Annotated in this window: 22 protein-coding genes; 12 read left to right on the plus strand and 10 right to left on the minus strand. The window is 53.0% G+C overall.

Translation table 11 applies throughout. The features are described from left to right. Positions 1–87: 87 nt before the first annotated feature. The gene (locus ACLJPE_RS11010) at positions 88–918 is read right to left on the minus strand and encodes a nickel/cobalt efflux protein RcnA (RefSeq protein ID WP_000503693.1); all 831 of its coding nucleotides are present in this window, start codon (positions 916–918) and stop codon (positions 88–90) included. Between the two features lie 121 nt (positions 919–1,039). Between ACLJPE_RS11010 and rcnR the strand changes: the two genes are divergently transcribed. Next, complete coding sequence (gene rcnR, locus ACLJPE_RS11015) at positions 1,040–1,312, plus strand: Ni(II)/Co(II)-binding transcriptional repressor RcnR (protein ID WP_000019953.1); 273 nt, start codon at positions 1,040–1,042, stop codon at positions 1,310–1,312. Positions 1,313–1,342: 30 nt separating this feature from the next. Here the strand turns inward: rcnR and ACLJPE_RS11020 are convergent, their stop codons facing one another. Beyond that, complete coding sequence (locus ACLJPE_RS11020; RefSeq protein WP_000036828.1) at positions 1,343–2,572, minus strand: amino acid permease; 1,230 nt, start codon at positions 2,570–2,572, stop codon at positions 1,343–1,345. A 141-nt stretch (positions 2,573–2,713) separates the two neighbouring features. Continuing rightward, a complete protein-coding gene (locus ACLJPE_RS11025; protein ID WP_001530217.1) occupies positions 2,714–3,169 on the minus strand; it encodes a multidrug/biocide efflux PACE transporter in 456 nt (151 codons plus the stop codon). 103 nt (positions 3,170–3,272) lie between these two features. Here ACLJPE_RS11025 and ACLJPE_RS11030 point away from each other — a divergent pair, with 103 nt between their 5' ends. From ACLJPE_RS11030 to ACLJPE_RS11055, 6 genes are all read left to right on the plus strand, one after another. After that, complete coding sequence (locus ACLJPE_RS11030; protein ID WP_001270779.1) at positions 3,273–4,136, plus strand: LysR family transcriptional regulator; 864 nt, start codon at positions 3,273–3,275, stop codon at positions 4,134–4,136. Positions 4,137–4,258: 122 nt separating this feature from the next. After that, entirely contained in the window at positions 4,259–5,437 is a 1,179-nt protein-coding gene (locus tag ACLJPE_RS11035) for an acetyl-CoA C-acetyltransferase (protein WP_000665979.1), read from the plus strand. A 429-nt stretch (positions 5,438–5,866) separates the two neighbouring features. Further along, a complete protein-coding gene (kduI, locus tag ACLJPE_RS11040) occupies positions 5,867–6,703 on the plus strand; it encodes a 5-dehydro-4-deoxy-D-glucuronate isomerase (protein WP_039512820.1) in 837 nt (278 codons plus the stop codon). A 56-nt stretch (positions 6,704–6,759) separates the two neighbouring features. Beyond that, entirely contained in the window at positions 6,760–7,521 is a 762-nt protein-coding gene (gene kduD / locus ACLJPE_RS11045) for a 2-dehydro-3-deoxy-D-gluconate 5-dehydrogenase KduD (protein WP_021000742.1), read from the plus strand. A gap of 352 nt (positions 7,522–7,873) precedes the next feature. Beyond that, the gene (gene araE / locus ACLJPE_RS11050) at positions 7,874–9,292 is read left to right on the plus strand and encodes an arabinose-proton symporter AraE (RefSeq protein WP_000253650.1); all 1,419 of its coding nucleotides are present in this window, start codon (positions 7,874–7,876) and stop codon (positions 9,290–9,292) included. 111 nt (positions 9,293–9,403) lie between these two features. Beyond that, positions 9,404–10,111, plus strand: coding sequence for an aspartate/glutamate racemase (locus tag ACLJPE_RS11055; protein ID WP_023136665.1), 708 nt, complete (start codon positions 9,404–9,406; stop codon positions 10,109–10,111). Here ACLJPE_RS11055 and ACLJPE_RS11060 read toward each other — a convergent pair. Next, the gene (locus ACLJPE_RS11060; RefSeq protein ID WP_000741797.1) at positions 10,083–11,018 is read right to left on the minus strand and encodes a LysR family transcriptional regulator; all 936 of its coding nucleotides are present in this window, start codon (positions 11,016–11,018) and stop codon (positions 10,083–10,085) included. The genes ACLJPE_RS11055 and ACLJPE_RS11060 overlap by 29 nt on opposite strands. 117 nt (positions 11,019–11,135) lie before the next feature. Between ACLJPE_RS11060 and lysA the strand changes: the two genes are divergently transcribed. Next, positions 11,136–12,398 (plus strand): diaminopimelate decarboxylase, encoded by a 1,263-nt coding sequence (gene lysA / locus ACLJPE_RS11065; protein WP_023136664.1) that lies wholly within the window; start codon positions 11,136–11,138, stop codon positions 12,396–12,398. Between the two features lie 9 nt (positions 12,399–12,407). On the opposite strand, the gene ACLJPE_RS11070 is transcribed toward lysA, so the two are convergent. After that, positions 12,408–13,430, minus strand: coding sequence for a LacI family DNA-binding transcriptional regulator (locus ACLJPE_RS11070; protein WP_072102305.1), 1,023 nt, complete (start codon positions 13,428–13,430; stop codon positions 12,408–12,410). Positions 13,431–13,440: 10 nt separating this feature from the next. Next, positions 13,441–14,469, minus strand: coding sequence for an HTH-type transcriptional regulator GalR (gene galR / locus ACLJPE_RS11075; RefSeq protein WP_000201030.1), 1,029 nt, complete (start codon positions 14,467–14,469; stop codon positions 13,441–13,443). Positions 14,470–15,061: 592 nt separating this feature from the next. Here galR and aas point away from each other — a divergent pair. Together aas and lplT are read left to right on the plus strand one after the other, a co-directional pair. Next, a complete protein-coding gene (aas, locus tag ACLJPE_RS11080) occupies positions 15,062–17,221 on the plus strand; it encodes a bifunctional acyl-ACP--phospholipid O-acyltransferase/long-chain-fatty-acid--ACP ligase (RefSeq protein ID WP_000896101.1) in 2,160 nt (719 codons plus the stop codon). Next, positions 17,214–18,416, plus strand: a complete 1,203-nt coding sequence (gene lplT / locus ACLJPE_RS11085; RefSeq protein ID WP_000004684.1) for a lysophospholipid transporter LplT — start codon at positions 17,214–17,216, stop codon at positions 18,414–18,416. Before aas ends, lplT begins: the two co-directional genes overlap by 8 nt. A gap of 86 nt (positions 18,417–18,502) precedes the next feature. Here the strand turns inward: lplT and ACLJPE_RS11090 are convergent, their stop codons facing one another. The 4 genes from ACLJPE_RS11090 to mutH all read right to left on the minus strand — a co-directional run bounded on the left by ACLJPE_RS11090 (position 18,503) and on the right by mutH (position 21,712). Further along, on the minus strand, positions 18,503–19,543 hold the full coding sequence (locus tag ACLJPE_RS11090; protein ID WP_000558960.1) for an NADP(H)-dependent aldo-keto reductase: 1,041 nt from the start codon (positions 19,541–19,543) through the stop codon (positions 18,503–18,505). A gap of 190 nt (positions 19,544–19,733) precedes the next feature. Next, a complete protein-coding gene (locus ACLJPE_RS11095) occupies positions 19,734–19,952 on the minus strand; it encodes a YgdI/YgdR family lipoprotein (protein WP_000758662.1) in 219 nt (72 codons plus the stop codon). 169 nt (positions 19,953–20,121) lie between these two features. Then, a complete protein-coding gene (locus ACLJPE_RS11100) occupies positions 20,122–20,835 on the minus strand; it encodes a TerC family protein (protein ID WP_000895635.1) in 714 nt (237 codons plus the stop codon). 181 nt (positions 20,836–21,016) lie between these two features. Continuing rightward, positions 21,017–21,712 (minus strand): DNA mismatch repair endonuclease MutH, encoded by a 696-nt coding sequence (gene mutH, locus ACLJPE_RS11105; protein ID WP_001274930.1) that lies wholly within the window; start codon positions 21,710–21,712, stop codon positions 21,017–21,019. A gap of 682 nt (positions 21,713–22,394) precedes the next feature. On the opposite strand from mutH, the gene rppH reads away from it, so the two are divergent. Both rppH and ptsP read left to right on the plus strand, forming a co-directional pair. Continuing rightward, complete coding sequence (gene rppH, locus ACLJPE_RS11110) at positions 22,395–22,925, plus strand: RNA pyrophosphohydrolase (protein ID WP_000564481.1); 531 nt, start codon at positions 22,395–22,397, stop codon at positions 22,923–22,925. 12 nt (positions 22,926–22,937) lie between these two features. Next, positions 22,938–25,184 (plus strand): phosphoenolpyruvate--protein phosphotransferase, encoded by a 2,247-nt coding sequence (gene ptsP / locus ACLJPE_RS11115; protein ID WP_000957887.1) that lies wholly within the window; start codon positions 22,938–22,940, stop codon positions 25,182–25,184. Positions 25,185–25,309 lie beyond the last annotated feature (125 nt).

The raw sequence follows: 25,309 nt of genomic DNA on the forward strand, positions 1-25,309 counted from the left end.
TGACCTTTCATACCGTTTGATAAGTAAAAACGCTTCTGGAATGAAACCCGACGTGAATGATACGGCCTGAGCAGAAGCGTTACATATTTACTGCATGATCCCGGTATAGCCATGAATTCCCATATACACGCCGACCAGACCAATCAGAATGCTCGAAAAATAGGGCGCCCGCCGGGCAAGCGTCGAAAAACCACTCCAGCGCTTTGCTGCCTGTTGAACGCTTATCGCCGCGCCAACGCCTACCGTCACCAGTGTTAATGCCAGGCCAAGACTAAAGCTCAGCACCATCGTGGCGCCCAGCGTAAACGCTTTAAGCTGGATACAAATCAGTAAAACGGTGATCGCAGCCGGACAGGGGATAAGCCCTCCGGTCAGGCCGAACAGCAGGATCTGTCCATTAGTCACTGTTTGACCATCAAAACGGCGTTGAATATCGGCAGCATGGGCGCGTTCATGGGCATCCTGATACGCTTTTGACGTTGCGCCTTCCGGATGTATGTGACCATGATGGTCGTGGTCGTGGTCGTGGTCGTGGTCGTGGTCGTGGTCGTGATGGTGGTTTCCCGCCAGCCACTGCTGCTCGCCTCGCCATGTCCGCCAGAACATCCAGCACGCGGTGCTCAGAATAATAATCGCAGAAATTAACTGCAGCCATGGTTCCACTGATTGTGCGGTGAATGCCCGGCTAAGATACATCCCACCCAGCGCGATTAACCAGACGATCGCGGTATGAGAAAGCGTTGCTGCCAGACCGAGCATGACGGCCTGTTTAACCGTACCTTTAATGGCAATGATAAAAGCCGCCATCATAGTTTTGGAGTGCCCTGGTTCAAGCCCGTGCAAAATACCTAATAAAATGGCGCTGGGAATGAAGAACCAGCCGTTTCCTTGCTGAAGAAGTGTCGAAAATTCACCCATGAGAATGATTCTTAGTTGTTTTATGTGGGTGTCATTCTACTCCCCCCCAGTATGGAATACTACCCCCCAGTAGCATCGTAATGCTATAATTTGTATTCGTTAATGTTAGTGAGGTGTTGCAATGTCACATACCATCCGGGACAAACAAAAGCTTAAAGCCAGAACCAGCAAGATTCAGGGACAGGTGATAGCGCTAAAAAAAATGCTGGATGAACCGCATGAATGCGCGGCCGTGTTACAACAGATCGCGGCGATTCGCGGCGCGGTAAATGGCTTAATGCGCGAGGTGATTAAAGGGCATCTGACCGAGCATATCGTTCATCAGAGTGATGAAGCCAGACGTGAAGAAGATCTGGACGTAATATTAAAGGTGCTGGATTCTTATATAAAATAGCCGGGAGTTATATCCCGGCTATCTTTTACTTTAGCTGAAAAACATCACCGATACGCAAAGTAAACCGACGACCAACGTAATGAAATTACCTACTGAACGGTAGGGTTTCAATGCCGGTATCAGGTACGTTGACAACGTGGGCATAATAAACAGAATCATCGCAATGAGCGGGCCGCTAATGGCATAAATCATAGAGATGGCATTCGGGTTAATACAGCAAATAATAAACGTAATCCCGGAAACCAGCATGATAGACAGCGCGCGATTGAACGCCCGGCTTTTTTTCACGCCAACCTGCTGTAGGGTGGTTCTTACCATTTCGGTTGCGCCCTCGATGACGCCGAAATAGGTGCCGAGGAAAGATTTCGACATGGCCACGACGGCAACGATAATACCGGAAATAGAGAGCCAGGCCGGCGCATTGGGCATCATCGAGAGCGCGGAAAGGATGGTAACGCCTTCGTTGCGCGCGTCTTCAATGTATGACGGCGGAATGGAGAGCAGGCAGCTAAAGACAAAGAATAGCACGCTCAGGCAGATAATCAGGTAGGCGACCTTCATGATCTTTCTGCATTTATCCATGGCCTGATCGCCAAAATTTTCCCGTCTGTCGATGGCAAACGTCGAAATAATGGGCGTATGGCTAAAAGCAAAAACCATCACCGGAATAGAAATCCATACCTGATGCAACGTGTGACTATCCAATGACATCTGCCCGGTCAGTAACGAGGGTTGCCAGCTTCCGGTTAAGTAGAGCGAAAGGAACAAGAAGTAAGCGATAAGTGGAAAGACTAAAAAGCCCATTACGCGAAGAGTGGCATGTCTTCCCATTAAGAAAATCATATTCAGGATAAGTACTACGCCGAAGCTAACTGCCATCCGGATGCGAATATCTATCTGAATATGCTTCGCTAATTGCTCTGTCAGGGAATTGGTAATCGCCACAGCATAAATTAATACCACGACAAAAAACGCAATGAAATAAAGCGTGGTAATAATATTGCCGATTTTCTTGCCGTAATAATGAGTAACGGCGCCAGTAATTCCCTCACCGGCAGAAGTCTTTGAGGAAAGAATAAACTGACACAGCGCCTTATGCGGCCAGTATGTTAGAGGCCAGGCGACCAGCGCGGTAATAAATAGCACGATTGCGCCTGCCGATCCCAACTGGATGGGAAGGAAAAGAGTGCCTGCGCCTACAGCCGTTCCGTATAATGCAAAACTCCAGAGAGTCTCATCTTTTGACCAAATTTTAGACATTATTTGAATTTATCAACTATAAAACACACAAAAAGAAGCGCAATTTACCATAAATAGCGTCAGTTGGGGGCGTTTTAAGCAGATGGATGTCGTGGAGGAGGAGGGCCGGGAGCGTTGCGATCCCGGCAAAAAAGAGCAATATCATGCACTAACGCGCTGTTGGCGGCGGGTCACTATTCGCTGGCGTAAAACATCGTACGCCCAGTTGTACAGCATCGTGTACGGCAAAAAGAACAGGAAGAAACCAATTTCCAGGGTGAATGCTTGTAGCAGGCTGACATTCAGTACCCAGGCGACAATACTCACGCCAATGACAATAAACCCACTTTCAAATCCTAACGCATGGAGTGCGCGCACTTTGGCGGTTCGTCTCACCTGATGCGCAGGCCACAGTCGATCAAACAGAGCGTTATAAATGATATTCCAGATCATGGCCGTCGTTGCCAGCAATATCGTCAGGCCGCCCATCTCCAGCACCGAGCGCTGCATTAGCCAGGCGGTCGTTGGCGCCAGTATCGCAGTCGCAATACCTTCAAAACAGACAGCATGGAGAATACGCTCCGGCAGCGAGCGACGTTGTATGGCGTCATGTTGCATAAACGAAAAAACCTTACTCTTAATCAAACTAAAGAAATTTCCGCTATTTTATCGTTTAATGTGATACCTAAAAGATAACATCCATCGATAAAATAGATATGTTATGCGTTACTCACCTGAAGCGTTAATGGCATTTGTTGAGACCGTCTCTTGCGGTTCGTTTTCTGCGGCGGCGCGCCGCCTGCGTAAAAGCCAGTCCACCATTAGTACCGCCATTGCGCATCTGGAGGCGGATCTGGGATTTTCATTATTTGATCGATCTTCGCGCCAGCCCGTTCTGACCGAAGAAGGAAAACGGGTGCTTAGCTATGTTCAGGCTATTTTATCGGCGAGCGACCGTCTGGATGAGGTGGCGCTGACGTTATCCGGCGAGACGGAGGCAAGGCTCACGTTCGTCCTCTCTGATACCCTGCACCCTGACAGTCTGGAAGAGTTAATGGCGCAGTTTGATCGTCAATTTCCGCATACCGAGTTTGAATGTTTGATCGGAGAAAATGATGATGTCATCGACCTGCTGCAAAAAGGGCGCGCCCAGATAGGCCTGATTGAAGCGCGTGATGACTATCCCACAAACATTGGCGCGACGCGTCTGCCTGTTCAAAGCTGGATGGGGGTTTATGTGGCGACCACGCATCCGTTGGCGTCGCAGACGAACCTGCAATGGGAGCAACTGCATACCTGGCGCGAGCTGCGTCTGAATACCTACCTTGAATCTAACGCCAACATTACGCGCGGCCCGGCCTGGTCAGCGCCAAACTATTTATTGCTGTTGAGCATGGCGGTTCAGGGATTTGGCTGGTGCGTATTGCCCTGCGCGCTGGTGGAAGAGTTTGCGGCGGAAAAACCGCTGGCGCAGCTGGATGTTCCTGGCTGGCCGAGGGCGATTGCTATTGATTTGCTGTGGAACAAGAAAACGCCGCCCGGAACGGCGGGGAACTGGCTTCGCTACCATTTGCAGCAGAAATAAGCTGCGTCACCGTCAAATCAGCGTCATTTCCTTTGTGATAAAACTCACTTTTTTTAAACAATCAAGATAACTAATTTTAACAATGCTCTACTATGGCGGTGTCATTTTGCGCTGAGGTGGTAATGAAAGAGGTTGTGATAGTGGGGGCTTTACGGACACCCATCGGCTGTTTTCAGGGAACGCTGGCCCGTCATTCCGCCGTCGAGCTGGGGAGCATGGTCGTAAAAGCGTTAATTGAGCGCACCGGCGTGGACGCTAACGCTATCGATGAGGTCATCCTCGGTCAGGTACTGACGGCTGGCGCCGGGCAGAATCCGGCGCGCCAGTCAGCCATCAAAGGAGGGCTGCCGACAACCGTTTCCGCCATTACCATTAATGACGTTTGTGGTTCCGGTTTAAAAGCGTTGCACCTGGCGACGCAGGCTATTCAGTGCGGCGAAGCGGACATTGTTATTGCGGGCGGGCAGGAGAATATGAGCCGTGCGCCGCATGTCCTCAATGACAGCCGTACCGGCGCGTTGCCTGATGCCGACAATCTGGTGGATAGTCTGGTACATGATGGCTTATGGGATGCCTTCAACGATTATCACATTGGCGTGACGGCAGAAAACCTGGCGCGGGAATATGGCATCAGCCGCGAGTTACAGGATGCTTATGCGCTCAGTTCGCAACAAAAAGCCAGGGCCGCGATTGATACCGGACGTTTTAAAGATGAGATTGTCCCCATCGTCACGCAACGTAATGGGCAGACCGCAATTGTCGATACGGATGAACAACCGCGGGCCGACGCCAGTGCGGAGGGGTTAGCCCTGCTGCATCCGGCGTTTGATAGTTTAGGTTCGGTGACGGCGGGTAATGCCTCCTCAATCAACGATGGCGCCGCCGCGGTGATGATGATGAGCGAGGCGAAAGCCCAGGCGCTGGGGCTGCCGGTGCTGGCGCGCATCCGCGCGTTTGCCAGCGTCGGCGTCGATCCTGCGCTAATGGGGATTGCGCCGGTATATGCTACCCGGCGCTGTCTGGAGCGTGCCGGCTGGCAACTGGCGGAGGTCGACCTTATCGAAGCCAACGAAGCGTTTGCCGCCCAGGCGTTGTCGGTAGGAAAAATGCTGGAATGGGATGAGCGACGGGTAAACGTTAATGGCGGCGCGATTGCGCTGGGGCATCCTATTGGCGCTTCCGGCTGTCGAATTCTGGTTTCACTGGTGCACGAAATGGTTAAACGCGACGCGCGAAAAGGCCTGGCGACGCTGTGTATTGGTGGCGGCCAGGGCGTTGCTTTAACCATTGAACGCGATTGATCCTGCGCCAGCCATCCTTTTTCTGCTTCATTATTCCGTCATAAAAAGCCCTCTATCACGAGGGCAAAGCCAGTAACAGAACCCCCTTTTTCGTTATAGCGCGGAACGTCTTGCCGCGTCGGGCATTGCAGACGCATACCGCTTTTAATTCAATTCGCACATCAGACCTCGTTCTAAAACAAGCTTCAATTTTTATCTGAGTAACCGCATACAGCATCTGGCGCACATGTCTGAAAATCAGACATGTGTGTAAGTTTTAGCGCCGTTCGTGATCGCTACAGCAGTTTTAAAAATAACCAACCATATAAATGAAACGTTGTTTTATTTATTGTTGAAAACCTTCATCCAGGCGACTATGATGCCGTTAAATAAATCAAAACAGTGTTTTGATTTTATGCCGTTGCGATCGATTTATCATTGGAGGGAAAAGTGGACGTAAGGCAAAGCATCCATAGCGAGCACGCTAAAACGCTGGACACCCAGGCGCTGCGACGCGAGTTTTTAATAGAAAATATTTTTGTCGCTGATGAATATACGATGGTCTACAGCCATATCGACCGTATTATTGTCGGCGGCATTATGCCCGTCAGCCATTCTGTTGAAATCGGCGGAGAGGTGGGTAAACAGCTTGGCGTTTCCCGGTTACTGGACTGCCGCGAGCTGGGCGTCATTAATATTGGCGGCGCGGGCGCCATTATCGTTGACGGGCAGCGCCATGACATTGGTCATCGTGATGCTCTGTATATTGGTAAAGGGGCGAAAGAGTTGGTCTTCGTCAGCAATGAGGCGAGCAGACCGGCGAAGTTTTATTACAACTGCGCGCCAGCGCATACCGCTTATCCGACGAAAAAAGTGTCGCCTGCCGACGTTGCGCCCGTCACCTTAGGCGATAACCTCACCAGTAACCGTCGCACCATCAATAAATACTTCGTACCGGATGTACTGGAAACCTGTCAGCTCAGTATGGGACTCACCGAACTGGCGCCCGGCAATCTATGGAACACCATGCCATGCCATACCCATGAGCGCCGTATGGAAGTTTACCTCTATTTCAATATGGAAGAAGACAGTTGCGTTTTCCATATGATGGGGCAGCCTCAGGAAACCCGTCATATTGTGATGCGTAATGAACAGGCGGTTATTTCCCCAAGCTGGTCAATACATTCCGGCGTTGGCACCAAAGCCTATACGTTTATTTGGGGCATGGTGGGAGAAAATCAGGTCTTCGATGACATGGATCACGTTGCGGTACAAGATCTGCGCTAGTCGCGACCGGTGATAACGCCTGTGCGTGACAGGCATGACAAAAATAAGGATTAACAATGATTTTGAATGCATTTTCTCTTGAAGGTAAAGTCGCGGTTGTGACGGGGTGCGATACCGGATTGGGGCAGGGGATGGCGTTAGGGCTGGCGGAAGCGGGCTGTGACATTGTCGGTATTAACATTGTTGAACCGACGGACACTATTGCGCGCGTCACCGCTCTGGGACGTCGTTTTTTAAGCCTGACAGCCGATCTGCGTCAAATCGATGGTATTCCGGCATTACTGGAACGGGCGGTGGCGGAATACGGTCATATTGATATTCTGGTGAATAACGCGGGTTTGATCCGTCGTGAAGATGCAATTGATTTCACGGAAAAAGACTGGGATGACGTCATGAACCTGAACATCAAGAGCGTGTTCTTTATGTCTCAGGCGGCGGCAAAACATTTTATTGCCCAGGGCAACGGCGGCAAAATTATTAATATCGCGTCTATGCTCTCCTTCCAGGGCGGCATTCGCGTTCCGTCTTATACCGCGTCGAAAAGCGGCGTAATGGGAATAACACGTCTGATGGCGAACGAGTGGGCGAAACACAATATCAATGTGAACGCCATCGCACCGGGCTATATGTCCACGAATAATACCCAGCAATTGCGCGCTGATGCACAACGTAGCGCCGAAATTCTCGACCGTATTCCGGCTGGACGTTGGGGGCTACCGGGCGATTTAATGGGCCCGGTAGTCTTCCTGGCATCCAGCGCCGCTGATTATATTAACGGCTATACCATAGCGGTAGATGGCGGTTGGCTGGCGCGTTAATTCGCTACTGACAAATGCGTTTCTGGGAAAATCGACTCTTTGGCCGAAAAACTGATAAAGCCCTGTCCTGGTACAGGGTTTTTTTATGATCTCATTAGCATAGTCCATATTGTGGGTTTAACTTAATCCATATATTGTTAAATAATAGCTATGATCAATGCTTTAATTTATTGAAATATTGGTAGTTTAAAAAAATACCCGGCAACGGCGTTAAATTTAAAAAGTGTAATATCCATCACATATCGCTATAGTGTAGCCATTTAATCCATATTTATGCCGTTTCCAGCCTGACACTTGGGGAAGAGTATCCCGTACTTTCAGGCTATGTCTTACTCTGTTGTGGCAGGAAAATATGGTCTCTATTAATCATGACTCTGCTTTAACGCCGCGTTCGCTTCGCGACACACGACGTATGAATATGTTTGTTTCGGTTTCTGCAGCGGTAGCGGGACTGTTATTTGGTCTGGATATCGGCGTTATCGCCGGGGCGCTGCCTTTTATTACCGACCATTTCGTACTGACCAGCCGGCTGCAGGAATGGGTCGTCAGCAGTATGATGCTTGGCGCGGCAATTGGCGCATTATTTAACGGCTGGCTTTCATTCCGGCTGGGGCGTAAGTATAGCCTGATGGCTGGCGCGATTTTGTTTGTGCTCGGCTCGCTGGGGTCGGCGTTTGCTTCCAGCGTGGAAGTATTGATTGGTGCCCGCGTGATACTGGGCGTAGCAGTAGGGATTGCCTCCTATACCGCGCCGCTTTATCTATCTGAAATGGCAAGTGAAAATGTTCGCGGCAAAATGATCAGTATGTATCAACTGATGGTGACGTTAGGCATTGTGCTGGCTTTTTTATCCGATACGGCATTCAGCTACAGCGGCAACTGGCGCGCGATGTTGGGCGTACTGGCGCTGCCTGCGGTGTTGCTCATTATTCTGGTGGTATTCCTGCCGAATAGTCCGCGCTGGCTGGCGCAAAAAGGTCGCCATATTGAAGCGGAAGAGGTGCTGCGTATGCTGCGCGATACCTCGGAAAAAGCCCGTGATGAACTGAATGAGATTCGGGAAAGCCTCAAACTCAAGCAGGGCGGGTGGGCATTATTTAAAGCTAACCGCAATGTTCGCCGCGCCGTGTTCCTCGGTATGCTGCTACAGGCAATGCAGCAGTTCACCGGCATGAACATCATTATGTACTATGCGCCGCGCATTTTTAAAATGGCCGGCTTTACCACCACGGAACAGCAAATGATCGCTACGCTGGTGGTCGGACTGACCTTTATGTTCGCGACGTTTATCGCCGTCTTTACGGTAGATAAGGCCGGGCGTAAACCGGCGTTAAAAATCGGTTTCAGCGTAATGGCGTTAGGGACATTGGTGTTGGGCTACTGCCTGATGCAGTTTGATAACGGTACGGCATCAAGCGGCCTCTCCTGGCTTTCCGTTGGGATGACGATGATGTGTATCGCCGGTTACGCGATGAGTGCCGCTCCGGTGGTGTGGATACTGTGTTCGGAAATCCAGCCGCTGAAATGCCGTGATTTTGGCATTACCTGTTCAACCACGACAAACTGGGTATCGAACATGATCATCGGCGCGACATTCCTGACACTGTTGGACAGCATTGGCGCGGCAGGTACATTCTGGCTTTACACCGCGCTGAATATCGCTTTTATCGGCATCACTTTCTGGCTGATTCCGGAAACCAAAAATGTCACCCTGGAGCACATCGAACGCAAGCTGATGGCGGGCGAGAAGCTAAGAAATATTGGCGTGTAATCACCCCTCCCATGCCGGATGACGCCTGTTATCCGGCATGATGAAAAATAGACTGGAAACGGATGTGTAAGTTTGCTTCACTGCCATAATGCTTTAAAAAAGGAGAGCGCAGTGAAAACGATCGGGCTGTTGGGGGGGATGAGCTGGGAATCGACTATCCCTTATTACCGTTTAATCAATGAAGGCATTAAACAGCAGCTGGGAGGCCTGCACTCGGCGAGCTTACTGCTGCATAGCGTAGATTTCCACGATATTGAAGTATGTCAACGCCGCGGCGAGTGGGATAAAGCGGGCGATATCCTGGCGCAGGCCGCGCAGGGGTTACAGCAGGCGGGCGCAGAAGGCATTGTGCTGTGTACCAACACCATGCATAAAATCGCGCACATTATTGAATCTCGTTGTTCTCTGCCTTTTCTACACATCGCGGATGCTACCGGGCGAGCTATCGCCCGTCAGGGGTTGCATCGCGTGGCGCTATTAGGGACTCGCTATACGATGGAGCAGGATTTTTATCGCGGGCGGCTGGAACAGCAATTTGCGATTGAGACCATCGTGCCGGAGGCGGACGATCGGGCGCGTATCAATCAGGTCATTTTTGACGAGCTCTGTCAGGGGACATTCACCGACGCGTCGCGCCACTATTATTTACAGGTTATCGAACGACTGGCTGCGCAAGGCGCGCAGGGCGTTATTTTTGGCTGCACTGAAATAGGTTTGCTTGTTCCCCAGACGCAAAGCGCGCTACCGGTTTTCGATACCACGGCAATTCATGCCGCAGATGCCGTGAGCTTTATGCTTTCGTCATCGGCCCCAGAATAACCTCCAGCGGTTCGACCAGGCGCGAAAGGTGCGTTTGTAAATGCTTACTGAAGGCGTCAACCAGCGCGGAGGCGGGGCGGTGTAGCGGGCGAATCAGGCTGACGGTAAAGGGCACGTCAATGCTGAAGCGGCGAACGGCGACGCCGCTGGCGGCATAGTCCAGCGCGGTTAGCGGGTTAACGATCGAAACGCCCGCCCCGGCGCGCACCATCGCGCAGACGGAGGCCGCGCTATGCGTTTCCACCACCATTCTGCGCTTCACCTGATGTTCGGCAAATAACGTATCCAACAACTGTCGATAGCTGTCCAGGCGGGAGAGGCTGATAAAGTTTTCCCCCTGAAAATCGTCTGGCGTCAGTACCGTTTTGGCGGCAAGCGGATGGTCGCAGGGCAGTACGCACACTTCATTCAGCGTTAGTAACTCGGTACGGGTTGTTCCTGCCGGGGCATGAAGCGTCTCCGTCAGCCCTAAATCGTGGCGCTGAGCGGAGAGCCACTCTTCCAGCAACGGCGACTCCTGCGGCACAATATTCAGGCTGACATCCGGATAACGCGCCAGAAAAGGCGGTAGTAACGGCGGCAAAAAGGATTGTGAAAAGACCGGCAGGCAGGCGATAGAGAGCTCGCCCTGACGGAACTCGCGCAGACTTTCCGCCGCGCTGACGATGCGATCCAACCCATACCAGGAGCGTTGTACCTCTTCGAACAGGCGTAGCCCTTGCACCGTCGGATGTAAGCGCCCGCGTGTGCGCTCAAACAGCGTTAATCCCAGCACTTTCTCAAAACGCGCCAGCTCGCGACTGACGGTAGGCTGCGAGGTATGCAGCAGCCGCGCCGCTTCGGTGAGATTTCCGGCGGTCATTACGGCATGAAAAATTTCAATGTGACGTAAATTAACGGCAGCCATACGTTTCCCTGAATCATTTATCCCATATCATTTTTGCATAGACTGACAATAAAACGATATTTTTTATTCTTTCTAAGGTATGGCGTAATCGTTAAAAAGCCTGTTCCGGAGTTTGTTATGTCATTGCCGCATTATCACGCTGAAACTGACCTTAACGCTGAAAATTTGCTCAGATTGCCTGCTGAATTTGGCTGTCCGGTCTGGGTCTATGACGCGCACATTATTCGCCGTCAGATAGCCGCCCTGCAGCAGTTTGACGTCGTGCGTTTTGCGCAAAAAGCCTGTTCGAACATTCATATCCTGCGCTTAATGCGCGCGCAGGGTGTCAAGGTGGATTCTGTTTCATTGGGAGAGATCGAACGTGCGCTGGCGGCGGGCTACGATCCACAAACGTGCCCTGATGATATCGTTTTTACCGCCGATGTGATTGATGCCGACACGCTGGCGCGCGTCAGTGAACTGCATATTCCGGTCAATGCCGGCTCGGTAGATATGCTGACGCAGCTTGGTCAGGTTTCGCCTGGGCATCGCGTCTGGTTGCGCGTGAATCCTGGCTTTGGTCACGGCCACAGCCAGAAAACCAACACCGGGGGCGAAAACAGCAAACACGGCATCTGGCATAGCGATCTTCCGGCGGCGCTGGCGGTAATGCAGAAATACCGACTGAAACTTGTCGGTATCCATATGCACATTGGTTCCGGCGTCGATTATGGCCATCTGGAGCAGGTTTGCGGCGCGATGGTACGCCAGGTGCTGGAATGTGGTCAGGATGTGGAGGCGATTTCGGCAGGCGGCGGACTCTCGATACCTTATCGTGAGGGAGAAGAGCCCGTTGATACGCGCCATTACTATGGCCTGTGGAACGCGGCGCGCGAGCAAATCGCCCGCCATCTGGGACATGCGGTCAAACTTGAGATCGAACCCGGACGTTTTCTGGTGGCGCAATCAGGCGTGCTGGTAACGCAGGTGCGTAGCGTAAAACAGATGGGAAGCCGCCATTTCGTGCTGGTAGATGCGGGTTTTAACGATCTGATGCGCCCGGCGATGTACGGTAGCTATCACCGTATTTCGGCGCTGGCGGCGGATGGTCGCGCGCTTGAAAATGGCCCGTGGGTCGAGACGGTGGTCGCCGGGCCGCTATGCGAATCAGGCGATGTTTTTACGCAGCAGGAAGGGGGAATGGTTGAAACACGCGCCTTACCTGCGGTCATCCCCGGCGATTACCTCGTATTGCACGATACCGGCGCGTACGGCGCGTCTATGTCATCGAATTACAATAGCCGCCCGCTCCTGCCGGAAGTACTGTTTGACAATGGACAGGCGCGGCTGATCCGCCGTCGTCAGACCATTGAAGAGCTGTTAGCGCTGGAGATGCTCTGAAGCGCATCATTAGGCCGGACGTTGAAAAAACGGGCCTGCGGCGACGGACTCGCGCAGAATCAGCGTGCCGGTAAAGGGCGGGATCGGGGCGACCGGCTCGCTGTTCGCCAGACGAACGGCCTGATCGATTGCGGTGGCTATCATATCCTCGATGGGTAAATAGACTGTTGAAAGCCCCGGTTCAAGCCAGGTTGCGCCCGGCGCATCGTCAAAACCAAACAGCGACACATCCTGCGGGATGCGTAATCCGGCCTGGCGCAGCGCTTTTGCCGCGCCCAGCGCCGTGTCATCATTACAGGCGAATAGCGCGCTAAACGTGACGCCTTCCTCCAGTAATTCCCGGCAGGCGTCATAGCCGCGCGTCAGCGTGTAATCGCCGAATTTCACTTTTGCCGGTTGCCAGGGAATGCCATATTTTTCCAGCGCCTTGCGATAACCCGCTACGCGTGATGTGCCGGTGGGAGTATGAACAGGCAGCGTAATACAGGCGATATCGCGATGGCCCTGCGTAATCAGATATTCCACCGCCTGGAATGCCGCCGTCTCCTGCTCGAAGAAAATAGCGCGATCGCGGGCCTGAGTGACGTTGCGATTAATAATCACCAGCGGCATTTCCGTGGCGTCAATCAACGACAAAATCGCCGGCTCATCCATATAGCGAGTGTAAAGAATAATAGCGTCGCACTGTCTGTCGGCCAACATTTGTACGGCTTTCTGCTCTCGTTCCGGCGTATCGTGACCATCGGTGACGATCAACTGCTTGTTATGAAACTCCGCCTGGCGCGACGCCCGGCGCAACAAACTGCCAAAATAGAAGCCGTCAAACGTAGAGACGACCAGACCGATGCTGTTGCTGGTGCGATTCGCCAGCGAGCGTGCCAGCAGGTTGGGGCGATAGTCCAGAGCCTGCATCGCCGTAAACACTTTCTGGCGCGTGCTTTCTTTTACCTGCCCCGTCCCATTCAGCACTCGTGAGACGGTGGCCTTTGATACGCCCGCATGGCGGGAAACATCCAGCATTGTCGCCATCATGCTACCCTGATTAATCGGTTGTCGACAGGTGTCCGGTATCCGTCGGCGTGGATACCGAATGTCGGCGTACCAGTGTCGGACTAAATACATGAGTTACTTCTGGCGTAGGGCATTTCCCCGCCAACGCTAACGCCAGCTCCGCCGCCTGTGTCGCCATGGTGACGATCGGATACCGAATGGTGGTCAGTCGGGGACGCACATAGCGTGAGACCAGTACATCATCAAAACCGATGAGCGATACTTCGCCCGGCACCCCCACGCCATTATCATTTAATACTCCCATCGCGCCAGCCGCCATCGAGTCGTTATAGCAGGCCACCGCGGTAAAATTTCTGCCGCGACCTAATAACTCAGTCATCGCCTGCTCGCCGCCGCTTTCATCCGGTTCGCCGAACGTCACCAGCCGATCGTTAGCCGGGATATGGCTTTCCGCCAGCGCATCGTAATAGCCCCTCAGGCGATCTTCGGCATCAGAGATGGTGTGGTTGGAACAGATATACCCAATACGCGTATGACCTTGCTGGATCAGATGTCGGGTCGCCAGCCATGCCCCGTAACGGTCATCCAGCGCGACACAGCGGTGTTCTAACCCCGGTAAAATGCGGTTAATCAGCACCATGCCGGGGATTTGCTTCATTAATGAGGCCAGGTCCGCATCCGGAATCATTTTGGCGTGTACCACTAACGCTGCGCAACGATGACGAATCAACTGTTCAATAGCCTGACGCTCTTTTTGTTCGTTATGATACCCGTTGCCAATCAGTAAAAAATTTCCGGTGTGATACGCCACCTGTTCAACGGCTTTCACCATCGCGCCGAAAAAAGGATCGGAAACGTCGCCGACCACCAGACCGAGGGTTTCCGTTGCCTGCTGTGCCAGCGCGCGCGCGTTGGCGTTAGGGTGATAGCTCAGGGACTCCATTGCGCTGGTCACCGCCAGCCGGGACGCTTCGCTGGCTTTTGGCGAATCGTTAATAACGCGAGAAACGGTGGCGACTGAAACACCGGCCAGTCGGGCTACATCTTTTATGGTCGCCATGATAATACCTATAGTGGGTAAACGCTTACATTACGCCAGTTTTACGGAAAATGAACGTCTGTTCAAGCCTCTTGCCCCGCCGTGTCGGGCAAATGTGACCTGCACGGGAGAAATGCGTCTGTAAAGTGACAATACAAATCTTTCGTTACAGTTTGCGAAGCGCTGTTGCGATTGTCTGCTGGCAGGCCAGCGAGTCAGGTTGATAGAGTGGTGATCCCAGAGGTATTGATAGGTGGAATCAACGTCATTGTTGATCACACGAATTACACCAACCTGCGTAGAGATGCGCAGGTTTTTTTTTGTTTCGCCTGAACCTGTAACAGTAACGGATAATTTACACAACTCGTTGCATTTCCGTTTATTCCTTTGCGTTTTCGGACTGGCGATGCAGACGCGCGAAGCCCACAATCAAGATCCCAGAGGTATTGATTGGTGAGATTATTCGGTACGCTCTTCGTACCTGTCTCTTGCACCAACCTGCGCGGATGCGCAGGTTTTTTTTCGAACCTATTTTGCTATCGCTCCTGTTACGCAACTCGTGTAATCTGCCACAATTCATGTTTTAGCGAATTGTCGGCCAAAGGGAGTTGAAATGCTGTTTGGATTTTTCCGTAACCTGTTTCGCGTGCTTTATCGTGTGCGCGTCACTGGCGATGTCCGGGCGCTACAGGGGAACCGGGTCTTAATTACCCCCAATCACGTTTCATTTATCGATGGTATGCTACTGGCGCTGTTTTTGCCGGTACGGCCTGTCTTTGCGGTATATACCTCCATCAGCCAGCAATGGTATATGCGCTGGTTAACGCCGCTGATCGATTTTGTGCCGCTCGATCCCACTAAACCCATGTCCATTAAACACCTGGTGCGCCTGGTGGAGCAGGGGCGTCCAGTGGTGATTTTCCCGGAAGGGCGGATTTCCGTGACCGGCTCGCTGATGAAAATTTATGACGGCGCAGGCTTTGTGGCGGCAAAATCGGGCGCAACCGTCATTCCGCTCCGTATTGACGGCGCGGAGCTTACGCCTTTCAGTCGCCTTAAAGGTCTGGTTAAACGGCGCTTATTCCCCCGCATTCAGCTTCATATTTTACCGCCGACGCAAATACCGATGCCGGAAGCGCCGCGCGCGCGCGACAGACGTAAGATAGCGGGTGAGATGCTGCACCAGATCATGATGGAAGCGCGTATGGCGGTGCGCCCGCGCGAGACGTTATACGAATCGTTGCTGGCGGCGCAATATCGTTACGGCGCAGGTAAAAACTGTATTGAGGACATTAACTTTACGCCGGATACGTATCGTAAGTTACTGACCAAGACGCTTTTTGTTGGCCGGATTCTGGAAAAGTACAGCGTTGAGGGCGAGAAAATCGGTTTAATGCTGCCGAATGCCGCCATCAGCGCGGCGGTGATTTTCGGCGCGGTTTCTCGTCGCCGCATTCCGGCCATGATGAACTACACGGCGGGGGTAAAAGGGCTGACCAGCGCGATTACCGCGGCGGAAATTAAAACGATTTTTACCTCCCGCCAGTTCCTCGATAAAGGTAAATTGTGGCACCTGCCGGAGCAGCTAACGCAGGTTCGCTGGGTTTACCTGGAAGATTTAAAAGCGGACGTCACGCCCGCCGACAAGCTGTGGATTTTTGCCCACCTCCTGGCGCCGCGACTGGCGCAGGTAAAACAGCAGCCGGAAGACGCGGCGATCATTCTTTTTACCTCCGGCTCGGAAGGGCACCCGAAAGGGGTGGTGCACAGTCATAAAAGCATTCTGGCGAACGTCGAGCAGATAAAAACGATTGCGGATTTCACCGCCAATGACCGTTTTATGTCGGCGCTGCCGCTCTTTCACTCGTTCGGTTTGACGGTGGGCCTGTTTACGCCGTTGTTGACCGGCGCGGAAGTGTTTCTTTATCCAAGTCCGCTGCACTATCGCATTGTGCCGGAACTGGTCTATGACCGTAACTGTACCGTGCTGTTTGGTACATCAACCTTCCTCGGCAACTATGCGCGCTTTGCCAATCCGTATGATTTTTATCGCCTGCGCTATGTGGTGGCCGGTGCGGAAAAACTTCAGGAGAGCACTAAACAACTGTGGCAGGATAAATTCGGTCTGCGCATTCTTGAGGGCTACGGGGTAACGGAATGCGCGCCAGTAGTCTCGATTAACGTGCCGATGGCGGCTAAGCCGGGTACTGTTGGCCGCATTCTGCCTGGCATGGACGCGCGTCTGCTGGCGGTGCCCGGTATTGAAAACGGCGGTCGGCTACAGCTGAAAGGGCCGAATATCATGAATGGCTATCTGCGCGTGGAAAAACCGGGCGTGCTGGAGGTGCCGTCAGCGGAAAACGCCAGAGGCGAAACCGAGCGCGGGTGGTACGACACGGGTGACATTGTACGCTTCGATGAAAATGGTTTTGTGCAGATTCAGGGGCGCGCGAAACGCTTTGCGAAAATTGCTGGCGAAATGGTCTCGCTGGAGATGGTCGAGCAACTGGCGCTTGGCGTTTCGGCGGACAAAATGCACGCTACCGCCATTAAAAGCGATGCCAGCAAAGGTGAAGCGCTGGTACTGTTTACGACTGACAGCGAACTCACCCGAGAAAAGTTACAGCACTATGCCCGTGAACACGGTATTCCGGAACTTGCCGTCCCGCGCGATATCCGTTATCTGAAACAGCTTCCCTTACTTGGCAGCGGAAAACCCGATTTTGTCACGCTGAAAAGCTGGGTGGATGCGCCGGAACAACATCATGAGTGAGTCAGTACGCACTAACACCTCCATCTGGTCGAAAGGGATGCTGTCGGTGATTGTCGCGCAGTTTCTCTCGGCTTTTGGCGATAATGCGCTGCTGTTTGCGACGCTGGCGCTGCTGAAAGCCCAGTTTTATCCGGACTGGAGCCAGCCTGTTCTGCAAATGGTGTTTGTGGGCGCTTACATTCTTTTTGCGCCGTTTGTCGGTCAGATCGCGGACAGCTTTGCCAAAGGCCGGGTGATGATGGTCGCCAATGGTCTTAAACTGGCGGGAGCGGCAGGTATCTGCCTCGGCGTGAATCCTTTTGTCGGTTATACGTTGGTCGGGATTGGCGCGGCGGCTTATTCTCCGGCGAAATACGGTATTCTGGGCGAACTGACGACGGGCGATAAGCTGGTGAAAGCCAATGGCCTGATGGAAGCCTCTACGATTGCGGCGATTTTGCTCGGTTCCGTCGCGGGCGGCGTATTGGCCGACTGGCATGTCATCGCCGCGCTGGTTGCCTGCGCGTTGGCCTACGCTGGCGCAGTGGCAGCGAACCTGTTTATCCCGAAGCTTGTGGCGGCGCGTCCAGGGCAATCCTGGCGGTTGTCGGCGATGACGCGTAGCTTCTTCTGCGCTTGCGTTGTCCTTTGGCGTAACGGTGAAACGCGTTTTTCGCTGGTGGGGACCGGGCTATTCTGGGGCGCAGGCGTGACGCTGCGTTTTCTGCTGGTGCTGTGGGTGCCGGTGGCGCTGGGCATTACGGATAACGCCACGCCGACTTACCTGAACGCCATGGTGGCGGTAGGCATTGTGGTCGGCGCGGGTGCGGCGGCAAAACTGGTGACGCTGGAGACCGTATCGCGCTGTATGCCCGCCGGGATTTTGATTGGCGTTGTGGTTGCGATCTTCTCATTACAGCACGCATTGCTGCCTGCTTATGCCTTGTTGCTGTTGATAGGTATGCTGGGCGGCTTTTTTGTGGTGCCGCTCAACGCCTTGCTCCAGGAGCGCGGTAAGAAGAGCGTTGGCGCCGGGAATGCCATTGCCGTACAAAATCTGGGCGAGAATAGCGCCATGCTATTAATGCTGGGACTGTACTCGCTGGCGGTGCTGGTTGGCGTTCCGGCAGTGGCGATAGGTATCGGCTTTGGCGTGCTGTTCGCGCTGGCGATCGCGGCGCTGTGGATCTGGCAGCGCCGGCAGGCATCATACTGAGTGAATATGCCGGGCGGCGAGTGCGCGTTACCCGGCTTACATTGTCTCTGTAAGCCCGGAAGCGTAGCGCCACCGGGCACTGACCGTCACGGCGCCGGGTAGGTATAAACCTGATGCGCCGCCTCAATCTCCGCCAGAACCTCTTCGCTTAACGTCAGATGCAGACTTTCCACATTCGTCTTGAGCTGCGCCATCGTGGTTGCGCCCAGTAACGTACTGGCGACAAACGGCTGGCGGCGAACAAAGGCCAGCGCCATCTGCGCCGGATCAAGATTGTGACGCTTCGCGATATCGACGTAGGCGGCAACGGCTTTTTGCGCCTGTTCGCCGCTGTAACGTGTGAAGCGGCTGAACAAGGTATTCCGCGCGCCTGCGGGTTTGGCCCCGTTCAGGTATTTACCGGTTAATGTGCCAAACGCCAGACAGGAATAGGCGAGCAATTCAACACCTTCATACTGGCTGACTTCCGCCAGTCCGACCTCGTAGCTGCGGTTTAACAGGCTATAGGGGTTCTGGATAGTGACAATACGCGGCAGGTCATGTTTTTCCGCCAGATGCAGATAGCGCATAACGCCAAACGCTGTCTCATTTGAAACGCCAATATAACGAATCTTACCCGCTCGCTGAAACTCACTTAGCGCGTCTAACGTCTCCAGCAGACTTACTACTGGCGTGGAGTCCGTCCAGTTATAGCCGAGTTTACCGAAGCAGTTAGTGGGACGCTGCGGCCAGTGCACCTGATACAAATCCAGATAATCGGTCTGCAATCGGGTCAAACTGTCGTGTAGCGCTTCGCGAATATTTTTACGATCCAGCGCCTGATGAGGCCGGATGCCTTGATCATTATTACGTGCCGGTCCGCTAACTTTGCTGGCGATGATCAGTTTTTCACGGTTGCCGCGTTTGGCGAGCCAGTTACCGATATAGGATTCCGTCAGCCCTTGTGTTTCCGGGCGCGGCGGTACCGGATACATCTCGGCGGCGTCGATAAGGTTAATGCCATTTGCGATGGCATAGTCGAGCTGTGCGTGAGCGTCGGCTTCGCTGTTTTGTTCACCAAATGTCATTGTGCCCAGCCCTAGCGTACTTACTTCGAGCGAGCTGTGGGGTATACGGTGATAGTGCATAGCCGTTTCCTTTTTATTATGAAGTCAGAAATTCCCGACAAAGGACAATAAAAATGGCAGAGGGAAGGCAAAAGGGAAAGTAAAATTGCAGGCTACGCGGCGTAATTGTTACCGGGCGTGGTCGCCACGCACCGTTACGGGACGCAGCCTGAAGGCTTGCAGAACGCTGACCTCGATCACAGGCCACTGCTTAACGTTCGATGATTTGAGACACTTCGTCACGGTTGATTTGCATCTCGTTTCCCTGTGCATCGGTATAGCTGACCAGACCGGTATCATCGTCAACTTGCGGTTTTCCATCGGTCAGGATCATACGACCATCTTTCGTCGCCATTACATAATCGCTGCTGCATCCGGATACCGCAAAAGCCAACCCTACTGCGGAAATTACAACTGCCCACTTTTTCATCCGTTTGTCCTCACATAGCCTGCATCTGATAATAGTCTGTTAATCATATGTCTGATAATAGTCTAGTAATAACGCGCAGCTCTGCATGTCGGAAGCAGCAAAATCTTAATCTGTGAGAAGAAAGGAAATAAAGTGAGTATTCGCTCCCCGGCGGGGGAGCGAGACAGGATTACAGCGGATTCTTTTTATTACGCAACAGGTTCAGGCTCTCTACTGCGATAGAGAAGAACATGGCGAAATAGATATACCCTTTCGGAACGTGAACGTCGAAACTTTCCAAAATCAGGGTAAAGCCAACCAGGATCAGAAAGGAGAGCGCCAGCATTTTTACCGACGGATGACGATCGACAAACTCGCCGATGGGCCGTGCCGCAAACATCATGACGCCCACGGCAATAACGACTGCCGCCATCATAATAAACAGATGATCGGAGAGGCCAACCGCTGTGATAACTGAATCAAGGCTGAAAATAATATCCAGCAGCATAATCTGTACTATTGCGCCCAGGAAAGAAGAAACCCGGGTTTTTAACCCTTCTTCTTCGCCTTCGATGGACTCATGGATCTCCTTGCTGGCTTTCCAGATTAAAAATAACCCGCCCAGTAACAGAATGAGATCGCGGGCGGAAATCGCTTCGCCGAAAAGCTCAAACAGCGGATTAGTCAGACGAGTGACCCAGGCGATTGACGCCAGCAGCGCCAGGCGCATGACCATCGCCGCCGCCAACCCAAGCCGCCGTGCGTGGTTCCGTTGCGCCGTAGGAAGTTTTGCTACCACCAGAGAAAGAAAAATAATGTTGTCGATCCCAAGTACAATCTCCAGCAGCGTCAGCGTACCGAGCGCCAGCCAGGCATTAGGATCGGTTATCCATGCAAATAACATCGAACAAAGTCCTGCCAAAAAAAGAAGCGGTAATTATAGGCCCGTCGAGTGACGGGCGAAAGCCCAGGCTGAATTTGCGCAACCAGGAACGGTGTAAAATAGCGGCGACAATACGCTTACGTTTATCGGGCGTCGGCCCGATGCGTAGCCATAGCGGAGGCGCAGTTGCGCGTAGCGGACGTTACGGATTCTGCAATAAAAAATGGCGAGCCAGCAGCGCCTGCGTAAAATTTTTTTTCAGATAAAATCCACGCGGTAGCGTCAAAATAGGTTCCCCGCGCGCGCCGATAGCCTCGGTGAGCGCCCTGGCATTGGCGGCTTTGGGTCGCAGTTGCAAGACTTCGCCATGGCGGGCGGTAATGCGTTCCACTTGGCCCAGCACTATCATGTCCATCAGCTCTTCCCAGTCGAGGCGTAGCTGCCTGTCCTCTTCTTCACTCGGACTCCAGAGTAGCGGCGAACCTACGCGGCGTTCGGCTAACGGTATGCTGCGATCGCCTTCGACCGGTACCCATAGCACGCGCTTCAATTTATGCCGTACGTGACTTGTCTCCCAGGTCACGCCGCTGTTACCGGTTAACGGCGCCACGCAAACAAAGGTTGTTTCCAGAGGACGACCCAGACTATCCACCGGGATGGTTTTCAGTTCTACGCCTAACGCGGCGAAATCCTGCTCCGGCTTGCTCCCGGCGCTGGCGCCGAGCCAGATCTCCAGCAAGACGCCGATCCAGCCTTTGTCTCGCTTCAAATCTTTAGGCGTGGTAATGCCGGCCATCGCCGCCAGCTCGCCTAACGTATAGCCGGAAAGCTGCCGCGCCTGGGCTAACAGCAATGCTTCCGAAGCAGGCGGAGTCAGTAGCGGACAAAGAGCGGACATGACAATTACCTTAGGTCAAAAAGTGAGCAGTGATTTTATACCGTATGGGCAGAGTTTATCTTTTTCTGTGTCTTATATTCAATAGACTGATTTTTATTGCCTTTTTTGTGTTGTTTCTTCGTGTTGCGCAACGCTGAAGCGGGTTTTCCAATTCTGGTCACTGACAATAAACAGGATCTTACACTATGTTATCCACAGAAAGTTGGGATAACTGTGTAAAACCACCACTACTGTTTCCATTTACAGCCTTGACGTGCGACGAAAATCGAAAATTCAGACAAATAGTGCGTAAGTTATTGGCACAATCTGTGGATAAAACCGACGCTGGTTGATCTTTCATCAGCATAAGGATCTTAGATGTGATGCTGGTCACGCTTTATGAAGGTGGCATGTAAGATTTGTCTATAACACAATGAATATAAGGAACTATTTTTACTGCCTCCAGTATGAGGAATTCAGACTGTTCTGGGTTTTCCCGTGGTAATTCCATACTTCTTCACAACTATATCCACAGAAAAGGTGAATAAAATGGCGCAAGGGCGTCATCATCTGTTTATAACTCGGCTATTTACTGTGAGTTATTCAATTGTTATTAGGCTGTGTCACTATTACAGAGTGGTTTACCGCCTCACTGGAGTATGAAACAATCGTTCATATATAAGGTTTATGTTGAGGTAGTCCGGTGATTGATGACGATGGCTACCGCCCAAATGTAGGTATCGTAATTTGTAATCGTCAGGGGCAGGTGATGTGGGCCCGGCGATTTGGTCAGCACTCCTGGCAGTTCCCGCAGGGCGGGATAAATCCAGGGGAGTCGGCAGAACAGGCGATGTACCGGGAACTGTTTGAAGAAGTTGGGTTAAGCCGTAAAGATGTGCGGATCCTTGCTTCTACTCGCAACTGGTTGCGTTACAAGTTACCAAAACGTTTGGTGCGTTGGGACACAAAGCCGGTATGTATCGGCCAGAAACAAAAGTGGTTTCTTTTGCAGTTAATGAGCGCCGACGCCGAAATCAATATGCAAACCAGCAGTACGCCGGAGTTTGACGGCTGGCGCTGGGTAAGTTACTGGTATCCGGTTCGACAAGTGGTGTCATTTAAACGCGATGTCTACCGCAGGGTAATGAAAGAGTTTGCAAGTGTTGTCATGGCGCTTCAGGATAATCCCCCTAAGCTACAAAGCGCGCCTGCTTATCGACGTAAAAGAGGTTAAGCCACGCAAATTATGCTCACTCGCCTGCGCGAAATAGTCGAAAAAGTGGCCAGTGCGCCGCGTCTGAACGAGGCGCTGAATATTCTGGTCACGGATATCTGTCTTGCGATGGATACAGAGGTTTGCTCGGTTTACCTGGCCGATCATGACCGACGCTGTTATTACCTGATGGCGACGCGGGGGTTGAAAAAACCGCGTGGTCGAACCGTTGCGCTTGCGTTTGATGAGGGGATCGTCGGTCTGGTGGGCAGACTGGCGGAGCCCATTAACCTTGCCGATGCGCAAAAACATCCCAGCTTTAAATACATTCCTTCGGTAAAAGAGGAGCGTTTTCGCGCGTTTCTCGGCGTGCCGATCATTCAGCGTCGCCAACTTCTCGGCGTGCTGGTCGTACAGCAGCGCGAATTGCGCCAGTACGATGAAAGCGAAGAGTCTTTCCTCGTCACGCTCGCTACGCAGATGGCGGCTATCCTGTCACAGTCGCAGGTCACAGCGCTGTTCGGGCAATACCGGCAGACGCGAATCCGCGCGCTTCCTGCGGCGCCGGGCGTGGCTATCGCAACGGGCTGGCAAGACGCGACCATGCCGCTGATGGAACAGGTTTACGAAGCGTCTACGCTGGATACCTCTCTTGAACGCGAACGACTGACCGGCGCGCTGGAAGAGGCGGCGAACGAATTCCGACGATACAGCAAACGCTTTGCCGCCGGCGCGCAAAAAGAGACGGCGGCCATTTTCGATCTGTACTCACACCTGCTTTCAGATGCCAGACTGCGTCGCGAACTCTTCGCCGAGGTCGACAAAGGCGCTGTTGCGGAGTGGGCCGTTAAAAAAATCATCGAAAAATTTGCCGAGCAATTTGCGGCGCTAACCGATAACTACCTCAAAGAACGTGCGGGAGACTTACGCACGCTGGGGCAGCGGCTGTTATTCCACCTTGATGATTCAGTTCAGGGGCCAAACGCCTGGCCGGAACGTTTTATTCTGGTCGCGGATGAGCTGTCGGCGACCACCCTGGCGGAGCTGCCGCAGGACAGGCTGGCGGGCGTTGTAGTGCGCGACGGCGCGGCAAACTCGCATGCGGCGATTATGGTGCGCGCGCTCGGTATCCCGACCGTCATGGGCGCGGATATCCAGCCTTCGGTGCTACATCGCCGTACGTTGGTGGTGGATGGCTATCGCGGTGAATTACTGGTCGATCCTGAACCCGTGCTTATTCAGGAATATCAGCGACTCATTAGTGAAGAGATAGAACTCAGTCGTCTGGCGGAGGACGACGTCAATCTTCCCGCCCAACTGAAAAGCGGCGAGCGAGTCAAAGTGATGCTGAATGCCGGGCTCAGCCCCGAGCATGAGGAAAAGTTAGGCAGTCGGATCGACGGTATCGGCCTGTACCGTACTGAAATTCCCTTTATGCTGCAAAGCGGGTTTCCCTCGGAAGAAGAGCAGGTGGCGCAGTATCAAGGGATGCTGCAAATGTTTAACGATAAACCGGTGACGCTGCGGACCCTGGATGTGGGAGCGGATAAGCAACTGCCCTATATGCCGATCAGCGAGGAGAACCCGTGTCTGGGCTGGCGCGGGATCCGCATTACGCTGGATCAGCCGGAGATCTTTTTGATCCAGGTCCGCGCGATGCTGCGCGCCAATGCGGCGACTGGCAACCTCAGCATTTTGTTGCCGATGGTCACCAGTATTGATGAAGTCGATGAAGCGCGGCGTCTGATCGAACGCGCCGGGCGCGAGGTCGAGGAGATGATCGGCTATGCGATCCCGAAACCGCGTATCGGCATTATGCTGGAAGTGCCGTCCATGGTATTTATGCTGCCGCATCTGGCTAACCGGATCGACTTTATCTCGGTCGGCACCAACGATTTAACGCAATATATCCTGGCGGTAGATCGCAACAATACCCGCGTGGCCAGTATTTATGACAGTTTGCATCCGGCTATGCTGCGCGCACTGTCCATGATTGCGCAGGAAGCCGAAAAACATGGTCTCGATCTTCGCTTGTGCGGCGAGATGGCGGGTGATCCGATGTGCGTGGCGATTCTTATCGGTCTGGGATATCGCCATCTTTCGATGAATGGCCGTTCGGTAGCGCGTGTGAAATATCTGCTGCGGCATATCGATTTTGAAGACGCGCAAACCCTTGCCAGACGCAGCCTTGAGGCGCAGATGGCGACCGAGGTGCGTCATCAGGTGGCGGCGTTTATGGAGCGCCGCGGGATGGGGGGATTGATTCGAGGAGGGTTGTAACGACTGGAGCGGGAAAAGAGAGTGACTGTGGATTCACGGCGCAGACAACACGCCTGCAAGATGAAAGACAATGCGTATACATATCTTTTAACGGTAATCGGCATCTCGCTTTTAACCCTTGTGCT

Origin of the sequence: Salmonella sp. SAL04196, assembly GCF_046550835.1 — a bacterium.
GTDB classification, from domain to species: domain Bacteria; phylum Pseudomonadota; class Gammaproteobacteria; order Enterobacterales; family Enterobacteriaceae; genus Salmonella; species Salmonella enterica.